11 protein-coding genes are annotated in these 13,777 nt (G+C 73.4%); all 11 read right to left on the bottom strand.

The features are described from left to right. Positions 1-129: 129 nt before the first annotated feature. Positions 130-2,373: a putative baseplate assembly protein gene (locus tag VGC13_RS06190; protein ID WP_331124352.1), complete on the bottom strand. Its 2,244-nt coding sequence runs from the start codon at positions 2,371-2,373 to the stop codon at positions 130-132. Between the two features lies 1 nt (position 2,374). Beyond that, complete coding sequence (locus VGC13_RS06185; protein ID WP_331124351.1) at positions 2,375-2,773, bottom strand: GPW/gp25 family protein; 399 nt, start codon at positions 2,771-2,773, stop codon at positions 2,375-2,377. Beyond that, positions 2,773-4,257 carry a hypothetical protein gene (locus VGC13_RS06180; protein WP_331124350.1) on the bottom strand — a complete coding sequence of 495 codons (1,485 nt, stop codon included), beginning with the start codon at positions 4,255-4,257 and terminating at the stop codon, positions 2,773-2,775. Before VGC13_RS06180 ends, VGC13_RS06185 begins: the two co-directional genes overlap by 1 nt. Beyond that, complete coding sequence (locus VGC13_RS06175; protein ID WP_331124349.1) at positions 4,254-4,949, bottom strand: phage baseplate assembly protein V; 696 nt, start codon at positions 4,947-4,949, stop codon at positions 4,254-4,256. Before VGC13_RS06175 ends, VGC13_RS06180 begins: the two co-directional genes overlap by 4 nt. Beyond that, positions 4,946-6,031, bottom strand: a complete 1,086-nt coding sequence (locus VGC13_RS06170) for a hypothetical protein (protein WP_331124348.1) — start codon at positions 6,029-6,031, stop codon at positions 4,946-4,948. Before VGC13_RS06170 ends, VGC13_RS06175 begins: the two co-directional genes overlap by 4 nt. 12 nt (positions 6,032-6,043) lie before the next feature. Beyond that, positions 6,044-6,220, bottom strand: a complete 177-nt coding sequence (locus VGC13_RS06165) for a hypothetical protein (protein WP_331124347.1) — start codon at positions 6,218-6,220, stop codon at positions 6,044-6,046. A 457-nt stretch (positions 6,221-6,677) separates the two neighbouring features. Next, positions 6,678-7,565, bottom strand: a complete 888-nt coding sequence (locus VGC13_RS06160; protein WP_331124346.1) for a hypothetical protein — start codon at positions 7,563-7,565, stop codon at positions 6,678-6,680. Beyond that, a complete protein-coding gene (locus VGC13_RS06155; RefSeq protein WP_331124345.1) occupies positions 7,562-8,101 on the bottom strand; it encodes a phage tail protein in 540 nt (179 codons plus the stop codon). The genes VGC13_RS06160 and VGC13_RS06155 overlap by 4 nt, the downstream gene beginning before the upstream one ends. A gap of 383 nt (positions 8,102-8,484) precedes the next feature. Further along, positions 8,485-10,182: a hypothetical protein gene (locus VGC13_RS06150; RefSeq protein ID WP_331124344.1), complete on the bottom strand. Its 1,698-nt coding sequence runs from the start codon at positions 10,180-10,182 to the stop codon at positions 8,485-8,487. Between the two features lie 172 nt (positions 10,183-10,354). Then, positions 10,355-10,810, bottom strand: a complete 456-nt coding sequence (locus VGC13_RS06145; protein ID WP_331124343.1) for a phage tail protein — start codon at positions 10,808-10,810, stop codon at positions 10,355-10,357. Positions 10,811-10,965: 155 nt separating this feature from the next. Continuing rightward, on the bottom strand, positions 10,966-13,317 hold the full coding sequence (locus VGC13_RS06140) for a phage tail sheath family protein (RefSeq protein WP_331124342.1): 2,352 nt from the start codon (positions 13,315-13,317) through the stop codon (positions 10,966-10,968). Between the last annotated feature and the right edge of the window lie 460 nt (positions 13,318-13,777).

Genomic DNA, 13,777 nt, shown 5'->3' with positions numbered 1-13,777 from the left:
CCTGCGATCCCAATCTTCCAATCCGCGAAGGCGGATTTCGTGTGCTCGTTGCAGCGAATTCATTCGCCCGTGCACCCCGGGCACCCAACTCTCCGCCTCACCCCTTCACCCCTTCACCCCTTCACCCCTTCAGCACACCTCCGGCACCACCGGCACCGCCGTCCCCGGCTGCGTCCCGCCGCCGGGCACCGGGCCCGCCCATCCGCCGAACGGATTGGGCGCGCCGGCCAGCGTCTCGGGGACGGCCTCGTCCAGCGCGACGACCACCGACAGCAGCTCGGGAAGCTGCCAGGGCTCCAGCGGGAGCACGGCGGAAAGGCCGGGGCCCGTGCGCAGGTTCACCCACCCCTCGCGCTGGCGGCCGAACAGGTTCACCCCCGCCACCTCGGCCACCCCGGGAACGCGCGCCACCACCACCTCCATCTCCCGCTCGCGCACGGCGGTCCCCAGCGGCCACCCGCGCTCCTCCGCGCCCCCCGGCTCCAGCGGCCAGAGCGCCGCGCGCAGGGCGTCGCGGACGGACTGCACCACCGCCTCGCGGGCCCACCCGTCGCGCACCCGGATCGCCGTCGACAGGCCCAGCGGCACGTACTCGCACCCGATCACGTACAGCTCCGTCGTCAGCGGACGGCGCGCGTCCAGGTGCGCGTGCACGGCTTCCAGGAAGGGCCGGTCCGGCCGCGGATTGGGCGCCAGGCGCACGTCCTTGTGCGGCAGCACCATCACCGACACCACGCCGGGGACCTCGGGCCGGCGCTGCTGCGGCTTGAAGCGGGGAAGCACCTCCACCCGTCCCACGCGCACGCCCGGCGTCTCCCCCGCCAGCCGGCGGAAGTCGTCCGCGGTCACGGCGCGGTCCTGGTGGCGGATCCACGCGGGAATGCGGCGCTCGGCCTGCTCCAGCCGCTCCGCGTCCTCGCCGCCCTGCGCGGGAAGCGGCTGCAGCACCTTGAGCGCGGGGAGCGGCCCCGGCTCCAGCGCCTGCCCGGTGACCTTGGTCAGCGTCCCCGCGGGAAGGTTTCCCGCCGCGCCGCCGCCGGCCCGCATCCGCCGCACCCGGATCCGCCGCCCCTCCTCCGGGATCCGCCCGCGCACGCCGTCGCCGAAGCGCACCGTCCCCGCCTCCGCGTCCAGCTCGAACACCGTGTCGTCGCGCTCCGCCGTGGCCAGCGCGTCCACCCGCGTCCACGCCGCGTATCCCTCCTCCGCCTCCACCTCCAGCTCCAGCGCCCCGGCGTCCACCTGTGTGGCGCCCAGCGGCACCTCCTGGTCGGGCGACCCGTCGCTCACCGCCACCACGCGCGCCGCGACCGTCTGCCGCGCGTCCGCCTCCACCGCGTTCACGCCCACCCACGAGAGGCGGAGGGCGTGCAGGAAGTCGCGGGGGCGCAGGCGCACCCAGGCCACCAGCCGCTCCGCGTCGTCGGGCGCGTCCAGCCGCGGGGGCGCGTCGCCCACGCCGGCGTCCAGGTTGGCGCGCACGTCGTCCGCCGGCGCGCCGATCAGGGTGCGGCCGGGCAGCACCAGCCGCACCACCCCCCGCCGCGCCAGCCCGCCGGTGGTGTCCTCCGCCACGTCCAGCGCGGCGAAGCGCGGCTCGCTGGGCGCCGTGGCGCCGGTGGTGATCTCCCAGACCAGCGGAATGCGCCCCCGCAGCCCCACCTCTTCCCCGAAGCGCTCCGGCACCTCCACCGCGGGGGCGACGCCTACGTTCAGCACCCGCTGGGCACCGTTCACGTCGCCGCCCAGGGTGTCGCGCACGTCGTCCACCACCGCCGCCGCTGGGGCCAGCAGCGCCAGCCAGAGCGAGCCGTCCACCGTGCGGCGCATCAGGTCCACCCCCGCCTGCTCCGCCGCCCCGCCCGCGAACACCGGGGTGGTGACGTAGGGCACCGGGTCGGTCCCCAGGCGGTAGAGGGAGCGCAGCCCGTCCAGCACCTCGCGCATCCCCGCGCGCTCGCTTTCTTCCAGCGGGCGCTTGACGTACGCCTGCGCCGTCACGGGAAGGACGGTCACCTCGCCGCGCGTCTCGAAGGGGACCGGCCCCTTGAGCAGCGCCCCCGGCCGCAGGGTGCTGGCGCGGGTCACGGCGGGGTTGTCGATGGAAAGCGACACCAGCGTCCGCGCCGCCTCCGCCGGCCGCAGCGTTCCGCCCACCAGCCGCAGAAAGGCCAGCCGCTGCCGCTCGGGGAGAAAGTTGACGCGGTACAGCAGCGCGTCGCCCAGCCAGGCGAACAGCTCCAGCAGGGTGCGGCCGGGGTCGCCGGGGCGCGGGTGGGTCCACTCGGGGGTGTGCGCGGGAATGCGCGCGACCAGCTCCTGGACCAGGTCGTCGAACCCGCGGTCGTCCAGCACGGGGGGCTTGATGGGCACCTTAGCCTCCCAGCTCCATGACCAGCCCCAGCTGCTGCGCGGCGCCGGTGCGCACCACGCGGTAGGCGATCTCCAGGCGCAGCTGCGTGGGGCGGTCGGCCACCTCCCACACCTCCACGCGGTCCACGGCGATGCGCGGCTCCCACCGGCCCAGCGACTCGCTTACCCGGTCGCGCACGGCGCGGCGGGTCTCCAGCGAGTTGGGGTGATGAAGGAACTCGCCCAGCCCCGCCCCGAACTCCGGGCGCATCAGCTGCTCGCCGGGACGGGTAAGCAGGATCACGCGGATCCCCTGGCGAATGCTTTCTTCGAGCCCGGGCCAGGCCAGCTCGCCGCCGGCGCCGGGAAGGGGGAGCAGCGGCCACCCCAGCAGGGGGCTCGCGGTGGTTTCGGTCGCCATCACACTTCCTCGCGGGGAAGGCTACGCGGGAGGGGGATGCAGATCTTTACGAACGGCAGCCACCAGAACACGATGTTCAGCAGCGCCAGGAACAGGCTCAGGACGATGAAGGCGCACAGGGTGATGATCGGGATGTTGAATCCGCAGATCCAGTCCAGCCCCATCCCGCCGCCCGAGGGCCCCTTGCCCTCCGTCAGGTCCTTGAGCCCCATCCCGGCCATCTTGTCGGCCACGCTCCTGGGCGTGACGAAGCTCACGCTGGGCTTCAGCTTTCGCAGCGACTCGGGCGTGGCGTCGGGAAGCACCACGCGCACCGGGGGCAGCACCCCCGCCTCGTACCAGGGAACGATGGCGAAGGGCTCGCTGGGCTCGCTCCACACCAGCTCGGGCGGGCACCCGTCGCAGCGCTTCAGCCGGGCGAACGCGCGCACCGAAAAGCGGTCGTTGCGCGGGTCGAACCGCCCCACCCCCGGCCGCGCCGCCGCCATCCGCGCCTCCAGCAGCCGCTTGGCCGCCGCCATCACCGCCGACGCCGTGGCGGACGAGACCGTCCACTGCCGCGCCTCCGTCGTGCGGCGCGCCGGCGCGTCCAGGCTGTCCTTTGCCGCGCGCAGCTCGTCGCCCAGCCGGCCGGTGCGGTCCCACACCTGCTGGCCGTTCTGCCAGCGGGGGCTGCCGTAGCGCACCGTCACCCCGTTCAGCGCCGCCATCACCTCCGCCGCGTCCCAGAAGCCGATGGTCTCCAGGAAGCGCAGCTGCCCGCTGGTGGTCCCGTCGTCGTACTCGCGGTCCTGCGCCCACGCGTGCGTCCCCACGGTGCGCACCCACACGGGAAGGAGCTCGCGGACCTCCGCGTCGGTGTAGACCACCGGGGTGCGGGGCTCCTCGCTGGTCTCGGCGCTGGACAGCGGGACGAAGCCGAAGAGCACCGTGCGCCCCGCCGCGCGGCAGACGTCCGGGGGCGCCACGAACAGCGGCGACACCGTCTCGGCCACCTCTTCCACCGCCACCGCCTCGCTCAGCCGGCGGGTGACCTCGGCGTTGCCGGCGCGCAGGGGGGCCGGGCGGCGGGCGGGGTCGGGGTCGCGCTCCAGCTGCGCGGCGGCCAGCGCCTTCCACCCCAGCACGCGGTTCTCCGTCCGCATCCACCCCTCGGTGGTCGTCCCCCCGCGCCCCAGCCGGCGGACGACGAGGCCGGCGCTCTCCACGCGCCTGGGGTCCACCCGCGGCTCGCCCACCTCGTCGCAGAACGCCTCCACCAGGGCCAGGTGAAAGGTGCGGTGCACGGGCTGATACAGGCGCAGCCGCCCGTCGTCGCCCCGCTCGCGCGCCACCGAGGCGGCCAGCTTGCGGCGCCCGGCGTCGGTCGACAGCTCGTCGAGGACGGCGGGGACCACCTCCAGGTCGGTGCGCTGCAGGAGGAGCGGGGCGCCGCGGCGGGCGCCGTCCAGCCCCAGGCCGCGCAGGGCGTGCGCGTGCGTCACCATACGTTCCCCGCCCCCGGCGTGTAGGTGGCCGAGATCACGGTGCTGGCCTGCAGCACGTCGCACTTCACCATCCCGCTGAAGGTGGACATGGCGGCGTCCACCTTGACCATCCCGGCGCTGACGTCCACCTGGCTGGCCTGCACGCTCACCTTGCCCCCGGTCTGCACCGTGACGCCCTGCGCGTTCAGGGTGATGGTGGTTCCCCCCGCCACCAGCTCGATCTCGCCGCCCCCCTGGTCGGTCAGCGTCGCGGAGACACCGCCCGGCGTTTCCAGGGTGATGGTGGGCGCGGACTGCTCGACGATGGAGATCTTCGATCCCTTTTTGCTCACCAGCGCCCAGCGGTCCACCCGGTCGCCGCCCAGCTGCTCGGGGGGCGCGGCCCCGCCGTTCCACAGTCCGCCGACGACGACGGGATAGCGCGGGTCGCCGCCCGCGAACACCACCAGCACCTCGTCGCCCACGTCGGGGATCAGGAAGGCGCCGCGGCCGGCGCCGGCAAAGGCGCTGGCCACGCGGGCCCACACCGGGGCGTCCTGCTCGCCCACGCCGTCCCATCCCAGCAGCCGCACCTGCACGCGGGCCAGGCGCTCGGGGTCGCTCACGGAGACCACCTCGGCCAGCCAGGCGCTTCCCAGCCCGCGGGACGGGGCAAAGACGGTGGGCGGAAACTCGGCGACGGCGGTCATCCCTCCCCCAGAAAGGCGCACTCGGCCTCGAACTCGGTTTCGTAGCCCCGCTCGGCGTCCCAGCGGTGGCTGGCCCGCACCACGTGGTAGGTGTTGCTGAAGCGCGGCCCCAGCCCCGTCAGCTTCAGGTGCGTCCCCACGCGCAGCAGCGGGTTCCCCTCCGTCACGCCCTCGGCGACGACGAAGCGGCGCGCCCGTCGGTCGAACGCCGCCTCGGCCAGCGCCCGCGCCTCGGCGTCGGTGAAGACGGCTACGTCCGCCACGTGCTCGCTGCGCGCGCCCAGCGCCCCCTGCAGCAGCTCCGCGCCCTTCTTTCCCGCGCCCGGCCCGGCGTGGGTGCCGGCGCTGGTGGCGCTCACCCGCTCGCCCTGGGCGGGGTCCCAGCCGCTGGCGGTGGTCTCGGTCACCTGGTGGGCAAGGTCCGCCAGCACCCGCACGCGCCGCAGCGCCGAGTACATCGCCAGCTCCACCTGCCCGCGGCGGATCTCGTTGCGCGGGGCCACCTGGAGCTCGCCCGCCACCACCTGCAGGTCCGCGTCGTGGCGGGCCAGCAGGCGGCGCAGAAACGACAGGTCGCTCTCGTTCAGCTGCACCTGCGTTCCCAGGTCGTCGCTCAATCCCGTGACCTTCGGCGTCAATCCCGCCGCGTTTGCGACGACCGAGGCCAGGGCGCTCAGGGTGGCGCGCTCGTGGACGGCGGTGCGGCGCGCCATCCGCGCCTTCTGCAGGGCGTCTTCGGCCAGCACCACCAGCTCCGGCGCCGCGTCCCCCGAAAAGCTGGCCTCCAGCCCGGTGACGGTGCCGCGAAAGATCTCGCGCGGCTGCGTCTCGTCCCCCGCGAACAGGGTGATGACGGCGCCCAGCTTGAGCGTCTTTCCGTCCTCGAACGCCAGCCCGGCGCTCGACCCGCCGATCGGCCCGTGGTTGTTGAAGCGCAGCTCCGCGGCGGACATGCCGCCCTCGCCCTCCGTCATCTCCATGGCCAGGAGGGCGGCGCGCAGCCGCTCGTCCGCGCGGCCGTCCACCTTGAGGGTGGGGCGGGCCGAGTAGACGGCGAGGGAGCTGGCGGCGGTCTCGGGCACGGGGCGCCTCCTTCAGTCCGCGCGCAGCCGCGCCTGGCGGCGCGCCATGCGGCTAAGCTCGCCGCGCACGGCGCGCGGGTCGGGAAGGGCGCGCCCCTGCCGGGCGGCGCGCTCCGTTTCCGTCCGGTCGCCCACGCTCGATGCCTCCGGCTGGACGGTCCCCACCACTTCTTCGATGATCACGGGCATGGCGTCACACCTGATCCGGTTCCGAACGATGTTCCCATGGAGAGTGCCGCGCGTTCACCCCCGGCCGCGGAGCCGGCGGACGCCTCTCCGGATCGCGCTTCAGGTCGTGCAGTCGGCCTGTTCCAGCGTGCTCCGGCGACGATCCGTCCGACCGCATCCCTCCCCAAAAAAATTCTCATGGCCCCCTGCCGCCCTTCCGTCCCTCTCCCGTTCCCGCCGCCCCACGCCGGCTCGTGCCTCGTCGACGTGAGCGCCATGCCTCCGCTCACCACGGAACGGCTTCGCGCCGAGAGAGCAGAGGAATCGGCATGAGCAAACTCCGCTGACTCTGTGTGAGTCGTCACCCGCTGCGCGCACCCTTGCTCAGGGAACCTGGGTCAGCCGCACCCGACCCGCCGTTGCCGGCTATTCCCTATTCCCTATTCCCTATTCCCTATTCCCTATTCCCTATCCGCACTCACTCTCCGAAGCGGATGCGGGCGGCCAGCGACACCCCGGCGCCCACGTCCGCCTTCAGGCTGGCGGACCCGGAGGATCGCGCCTGCCCGCCCACCCCGAACGCGGCACCCGCCCCCGCGGTGATCCCGGCCGTCGGCGCGCCGGGCAGCAGCGCCTGCGGATCCAGCTTCATTCCTCCTGACGCGCCCGCCTGAAAGCCGCCCGACGTGCTGGCGAAGGCGCCCGCGGACATGCCCATGGCGCCCTTCAGCGGCACGGTGCCGGGGACGGTGAGCGACGTGCCGGAGCCGAAGCGCAGGCTCTCCTGCCCGTTCATCGCGGCCAGCGAGCGGGCGGCCCTGGGCGCGCCGGCGCGGGCGGCCGCGGCCGCGGCGCCGCCGGCGGGCGGGGGGACCACGGCGGGCTCCAGGTGCCCCGCGGTGTTCACCGTCTTCCCCCGCGTGGGGTTGAAGGGGTTCTGGTCCTTGCCGCTGGACATCGACAGGTTGATCGCCGCGCGCAGCGGGACGCCCGAGGGGGCAAAGAAGTCCAGCGTTTCCTTGTAGCTGGCCACCACGCCGGTGAACTTGTACATCCCCCACGAGAACTCCGTCTCCCACGGCGCGCGGGTGCCGGGGTCGGGCTCCATCAGCCGCGAGACCAGGCTGGTCTTTTCGCGCACGTCGGTGCCGTCGTGGGTGGTGTCGAACACCAGGTCCATGGAAAGCTTGCCCGTGCTGAGCGCCGTGAACTGCTTGCTCTTTCCCGCGTCGCCGTCCCCCGGCGGGGCGGCGTTGGTGATCTCGTAGCCCAGGGTGGCGGGGTTGAAGTGGACGTCGAAGTTCACCGCTTCGCCGCCCAGGCGCTTGAAGTGCGCGCGGACGAAGGTGGCGGTCTCGTCGCTCACGCGGCGCCTCCTCCCCGCGCCACCAGCGTCATCCCCTCGTGCGCCAGGTGCAGCTCCTCGATCCCCACCTCGGTCCCCTTCGCGTTCAGGTCGGCGGCCTTGAACTTCACGGGAATGGCCCGCTCCAGCTTCCACGACACCAGCGGCTCCGGCTCTCCGTCCACGCTGGGCGCCGCGCCGAACAGCGTCACCGTGGCCGACAGGCGGTACGCGTACGCCCCCTTGGCCACCAGCTCGAACCACTTCCACAGGTCGCGCGTGGTCGTCATCCCCCGCTTCAGCACCACGGTGGCAAAGGTGACGGGGCCGGCGCGGTGGTTCACCCCGTAGTTCTTGCCGCCCTCCTTGATGGTCTTGGGCTCCATCGTGGCCTCGAGCCCCGCGCACTCGCTGAACGCGCCGCTGCACAGGGGCACGCTCACCGCGTTGGCCGACCCCGTGTTGGGCGGCAGCGGCTCCTCGGCGAAGTCCACCTGGAAGCGAAAGACGTGGGCGGGAAAGAGCAGGTTCTCGTTCCCCGGCGTCAGCGTGGCCATTTCATCCTCATCCCGGATTCGTCAAAAGACCAGGCGTCCGCGAGACGTTCGCTCACCCCGTGCATCGAGCCGGCGGAAGGTTCTCCAGATCGCGCATCAGGTCGTGCGAGCAGCTTGTTCCCGTGCGCCGCCCAGATCATCCACCGATCCGCATCCCCCCCAAAAAAATTCTCATGGCCCCCTGCCGCGCTTCCATCCCTCTCCCGCTCCCGCAGCCCCACGCCGGCTCGTGCCTCGTCGACGTGAGCGCCATGCCTCCGCTCACCACGGAAAGGCGTCGCGCCGAGAGCGCAGAGGAAACAGCACGAGCGAACTCTGCTGACTCTGCTGACTCTGTGTGAGGCCATTCCCCTTGCGGAGCCTGGATGGCGGACGGAGCGAGGTCACGCCGCCTCCCGCGCGCCGCCGGCCGAGCGCAGCGCCAATCCGCCCCCCGTCTCCGAGGCCAGCACCACCGAGATGCGCTCCACGGGCGCCGTGGGCTGAAAGAGCACGTGCGCCACCACCCGCCCCGCGTCCAGGTCGTTCTGCGTCATCGTCGTCCGGTCGCAGCGCACCGAAAAGGCGTCGGAGACCGTCTCGCCCCGCAGCGCGCCCTCGCGCAGCATTCCCAGCAGCAACGCGTCCAGCCGCTCGCGCAGCCGCGCCCACAGCCGCTCGCCGTTGCTCTCGAACGTGGCGTCCTCGCCCTGCACCCGCGCCGCGCGCACCAGGGCGCTGACCAGGCGGCTGACCCCGGCCGGGCGGTAGTTCTCGTCGTCCGACGTGGTGACGTCGGAGAGAAGGCGGAACCCCGCGGGGGTGGGGCCGAGGACGCAGACGCGGTCCTGCAGCGTGCGCGTCTCCGCCCCCGCGCCGTACGGGTGCTCGCGCAGCAGCTGTCCCCGGCCCAGGACGGGGTGCAGGTCCCACACGCCCTCCAGCGGCAGCCCCGCCGCGCTGCGGTACGCGCCGCGCACCAGGGCGTTGCGGGCCAGCACCCCCGCCAGCACCCCGTCCGGCGGCTCCAGCCCCTCCGGCAGCAGCCCCGACGCCGCGGTGCGCACCCAGGGATACGCCAGCTGCACGAAGGCGCTGGCCAGCCCCAGCCCCGGCAGCTCCCGCCCCCCCGGCCCCACCCGCGGCTCCAGCAGAAAGCCCAGCAGGTCGTCCGCCGCCGCCACCCGTCCGCCGGCCAGGTCCGCCACCAGCTCCGGCGCCGGCAGGGGAACGGCGGCCAGCAGGTGCGCCTCGCGGTGGTGCGTCCGCAGCATCGATCCCACGACGTTCACCGCCTGCGCCCACGCCGCGAACCCCTGCCGGTCCACCCGCGGCGCCGGCCAGCGGCGCCAGGCGGGGTCCGCCCCCCCGGTGGCCGGCGCCGGCTCCGAGCAGACGACGAAGCCCTCGGACGTCGCGGGAAGGGGCACCAGCGGCTCCGGGGGCGCGGGGTCCGGCCGCACCAGGTCCGCCAGGTCCGGCAGGCAGACGAAGGACACGTCGGGAAGCCCGAACAGGTGCGCCACCCCGCGCCACGTCTCGCGCGCCGCCTTCGACGGCGGCAGCCCCGCGAACCAGCCGGGGACCAGCCGGTCCAGCTTCTCCATCCGCCGCGCCCGTCCCGCCGTGTAGCGCCAGGGCCGCCCCACGCGCACCACGTAGCACCGGCGTCCCCCCTGCTCGAAGAACGAGCGCACCGCCGCCGCCAGGTATCCCATCCCCCGCGCCCCCTCCGCGTCCAGCCGGCGCATCTCGGGGCAGAACAGCCGCGTGAACGCCTCCCAGCTTTCCAGCGGCACCGGCACGTCCAGCAGCGACCGCAGCTCGCGCGGCGTGCGGGCGTACGGCCCGCTGGCCCAGCCGCGCTCGTGCAGCCAGCGCCACACCTCGCGCGGCAGCGGCGAGGGCCCAGCGGTGCGCGCGCCCTCCGCCAGCCCCCGCGCCGGCTGCGCCCGCAGCGCCGCCGCCGACGCGTCCGCCGTCCGCTCCCCGTTCAGCGTCCCGCGCCGCCGGTGCACGAAGCCCACGAACAGGGCCACGTCCGCCCGGTTGGGGTGATCGGCGGCCGCGGGGGCGGGGGGGTCGAAGGTGACGCCGTGCATCGGTGAACGGGTGACGGGGTGAACGGGTGAACGGGTGACGAGGGTCGGGTGCCTGGTATCGGGTACCTGATTCCCAGGTACTAGGTACTAGGTACTAGGTACTAGGTACTAGGTACTAGGTACTAGGTACTAGGTAACTAGGTACTAGGTAACTGGTACCAGGCACTTCCCCTTATCCGTTCAGCTCCAGCGCTTCGGCGCTCAGCACCAGCTCTTCCATCGCCACGTCGCCGCCGCCCTTGGCGGCCAGGGTGGGGCCGGTGTACTTCAGGGGGACCACGCCGCGCAGCGTCCAGCTCTGCACGTCGCTCCCCGTCTCGTCGCGCAGGGTGATCACCACGTTGCGCTGCGCCAGCGGGCCGGTGCGGCGCACGTTCTGGATCCACTCCCACAGGTCGGCGCTGCTCACGATGCCGCGCTTGAGCGTCACGTCGCTCACCTTGTGCACGCCGGGCACCTTGCGGACGTGGTTCTCGGCGTCGTTGCCGTTGCGGTACTCGGCGATCGTCGTCTCCGTCCCCAGCCCGGAGACGTCGGAGAAGCCGCCCAGGGGCTCCTCGGGGCCGATGGGGCCGTTCAGGTTGACCAGAAAGTTGAACGCCCCGTAGGGGGTGATGCGGTCCGGCATCGATCCTCCAGAGTGCGAAAGTGCGAGGTGCGAAAGTGCGAAAGTCGACTGCGCCAGTGCCTGCCGAGTGCGTGAGTGCGTGAGTGCGTGAGTGGGGGTGGATGATCGGCCGCAATCCGGCCTTCACCCGTTCACCCCTTCACCCCTTCACCCGTTCACGTCCTCGCGTCCGCCGTCTTCTGGCCGATGCGGAAGATCACGAACTCGGCGGGCTTGAGCACCGCGATCCCCACCAGGCAGATCAGCCGGCCGTTGTCCAGGTCGTTCTGCGTCATGGTGCTGCGGTCGCACTTGACGAAGTACGCCTCCTTGGGCGAGCCGCCCAGCAGCGCGCCGCTGCGCCACTCGTTGTACAGGAAGTCGCCGATGGTCTGGCTCACGTTGCGCCACAGGGCCTCGCCGTTGGGCTCGAACACCGCCCACTGCGTTCCCTGGTCCACCGAGCGCTCCACGTAGTTGAAGTAGCGGCGCACGTTCACGTACTTCCACTCGGGGTCGCTGCTCACCGTGCGCGCGCCCCACACCCGGAAGCCGCGCCCCGGGAAGAAGCGCAGGCAGTTGACGCCGATGGGGTTCAGCGACTCCTGCTCGGCGTGGTTGATGTCGGTCTCGAAGCGCAGCGCCCCGCGCACCACCTCGTTGGCTGGCGCCTTGTGCACCCCGCGCTGCACGTCGTTGCGCGCGTAGATGCCGGTGATGAAGCCCGAAGGCGGCAGGTTGATCTCGCGGGGGATGTCGTCGCGGCCCGGGCGGGCCAGCGGGTTGTTGACGGTGACCCACGGGTAGTAGAGCGCCGCCTTGGTGCTGTCGATGCGGCTGCGCACGTCGCGCGCGCCGCCCACCGTCTGGTCGACGGGCACGTCCAGCACGGCGATGCGGTAGGCGCGCGGGCGCTCCACGTGGCTGATCACCGCCCCCTGGATCCCCTGCCACTCCGCCCACGCCGTGTGCCCCGGCGCCGCCACGATCGACACGTCGTCCAGCGACTCCTGCGTGGCCAGCGCCGCGCGGTACACCGCCTCGCTGGGCTCGTCGCCGTCGTTGCCGCCCTGCACCGGCACCTCGCGCCGCGCCGACGCGCCGAACAGGCTGGAGCGCAGCTCGAAGGCGTTCACCCCCACCCCCGTCTCGACCGCGGCGTAGACCTGCTCCAGGTGGTCGGCCCGGCGGGCGGGCGTCACCGAGAGCACGTTGCCCAGCCAGCGCGGGTGCGCGCGGTCGAAGGCCACGCCCTCGTACGCGATCACGTTTCCGTCCGCGTCCTCCGTCTGCACGAACATCGACAGGAAGGCGGCCGCGCCCCCGGGGGCGTCCAGCTCGCCCAGCCCGGCGATGCTCAGGGTGGCGGCGTCGGGCGCCGTCCACCCCCCCTCGCGCTTGACGAAGTAGGTGGGGGTGGTGCCCGCGGAGCCGCTGGCCGAGACGGGATTGGGGTCCAGGTCGAAGCCGAACGAGGCCGGCGCCGCCGTCACCGTGATCGTCTCCCCGGCGCCCGCGTCCACCGTGGTCAGCCACACCTCGCCGGCGGTCTCGCTCACGCGGATCCCCTCGGGGGTCAGCATGGCGTCCAGCTCGGCCACCGACACGGCGTTCAGGTCCCGCACCGTGTTGTTGGCGTCGGGCGCGTTGGCGTCGGACGCCGCCACGGTAAAGCCGAAGAGCGGGTTGGCCGCCACGCTCACCGAGGCCCCGTGGCCGCGCGTTTCCGTCCCCACCACCAGCTCGCCGCCGGCCGCCAGCTCGGCGTAGCCGCCCCGCAGCTCGCGGTTCAGGATGTCGACCACCTCCTGCGCGTCGGCCACGGCGGCGGGCACCAGGATGCGCTGCACCGCGCCCCCGCCGACGGTCACCTCCAGCGTGCGCTGCTCGTCGGTGGAGGTGTCGAAGTCGCCGAAGTTCAGGTCCGCGGCGCCCGTCACCGTGGCCGCCTGCCCCTCGAAGGCCACGTTGGGAATGCCGGTGATCTCCAGCGTCTCGCCGTCGGGCACGCTGAACGGCGCCGAGCCGGGAATGCGCAGCCGCGCCGGCTGGGCGATGACGCCGCTGCCCACGCGCAGCAGGGTGCCCAGCGCCGCGTTGCGCATGGTGCGCACGGTGGCGGGGGTGGACTGCTCCAGCAGGATCACGCGGCCGTTGGTGCCGCTGCCGGGAAAGCGCGCCACGAACGACAGGGTGCCGCCGCCGGGCCCGCTGGCCACCGGCACGCCCGACGAGGCCACCGTGTTGTCGCCGCGGTACACGCGCGACACGTACAGGCGGGCGCCGCCCTCGTTGAAGTAGGCGCGCACCGCGTGCGCCACGTAGTTGGGGCGGCCGTGGACGTCGGCCAGGCCGCCGTACACGCGCTCGAAGTCGGCGAAGCTGGTCACCAGCTCCGGCACCTCGCCGATGGGCCCGCGCCGCGTGGGTCCCACGAAGGCCGTGGTGCTGGTGCTTACGCCCTCGATGGACTTGGCGCGAAAGCTGGTCTCCTCGACGTACACGCCTGGCGCGAGGTATTCTGGCATTGCAGGCTGCTCCTTTCGTGGCGATGGATGGGTCCCGGGCCCCCCGCCACCCTGGCGAGGCCTGCCCGCGCGCAGGCCCGGCTGCGCGCACCGCTCGCTCCGCGCGTCGGCGAAGCTCCGCTACACCTTCAAGGGCCCGGTCCCTGGTCCCGGCTGCCCGACCGCACGTTGATCCCTTGCCTTCCCAGGTCCGGCCCGTCGCGGCGCGCTACCGGTTGGGTCCCCCGCCCTGCCCGCCTCCCGTCCCGCCGCCGACTCCTCCGCCGGTGCCCCCTCCCGTCCCACCTCCCGTTCCTCCTCCAGTCCCGCCACCGGTTCCTCCTCCGGTGCCGCCTCCCGTTCCTCCGCCGGTCCCGCCGCCGGTTCCTCCTCCGGTGCCACCGCCGGTCCCGCCGCCCGTTCCTCCGCCGGTGTCGCCTCCCGTCCCACCGCCGGTCCCGCCACCCGTCCCGCCGCCGGT

This window comes from Longimicrobium sp., assembly GCF_036399255.1.
Classification (GTDB): domain Bacteria; phylum Gemmatimonadota; class Gemmatimonadetes; order Longimicrobiales; family Longimicrobiaceae; genus Longimicrobium.
The sequence above is the reverse complement of the archived record's forward strand: the minus strand, read 5'-3'. Positions and strand labels throughout refer to the sequence as shown.